The sequence below is a fragment of the Streptomyces nanshensis genome (assembly GCF_001751255.1).
Taxonomy (GTDB): Bacteria; Actinomycetota; Actinomycetes; order Streptomycetales; family Streptomycetaceae; genus Streptomyces; species Streptomyces nanshensis_A.
This window is the reverse complement of record NZ_LJGW01000176.1, coordinates 1-585: the sequence shown is the minus strand read 5'-3', so window position 1 is coordinate 585 and position 585 is coordinate 1. Positions and strand designations below refer to the sequence as shown.

1 pseudogene is annotated in these 585 nt (G+C 78.6%); it reads right to left on the bottom strand.

Going from position 1 to position 585, the window contains the following annotated elements:
- Positions 1 to 585, bottom strand: a pseudogene (locus AN218_RS34345) (AAA family ATPase); the annotation flags it as partial.

Below are 585 nucleotides of genomic sequence, written 5' to 3'. Positions count from 1 at the left end.
CGCCGCGCCCCGGTCCAGCAGCACCACGGACTCGCAGCCGAGCGGCACGCTGCCCGACTCCGCGTCCGCGATGAGCCGCCGCACGGCGGCGCGGTGCCGTGCGAAGGCGTAGCGGGAGACCGCGCGTCCCCGTTCGGCCTGGCTGCGCAGCGCCGTCGCGGGCGCGACGTCGAGCAGGACGAGATGGAGGGCGCGTCCCCGGCGCAGGGCGTCGCGGCCCAGCCAGGTGCGCACCCATGCCTGGCTGCCGCAGTCGTGCACGACGACGCTCGCGCNCTCGCGCCGGAGGCCAGCGCGCGGTGCAGCCCCGCGTAGTGGGCGAGGCGGACCAGGGGCCGGTAGGCGGCGTACGGGAGCCAGCGCGGCAGCGCGGCGGCCCAACTCTCGCGTACGTCCTGGGAGTCGATGCGCCGGACGGTGCTCTGGAGCGCCAGGACCCGGCGGATCAGCGTGGACTTGCCGCTGCCCGGCAGCCCGGAGACCACGACGCGGTCGCCGGTGGGGAAGACGAGCGTGCGGCGGGCGGCGGTGCCGCGCAGATCGAGGGGGACGGGCGGCGCGGGGGCCGCGGTCCGCGCCGGAGCC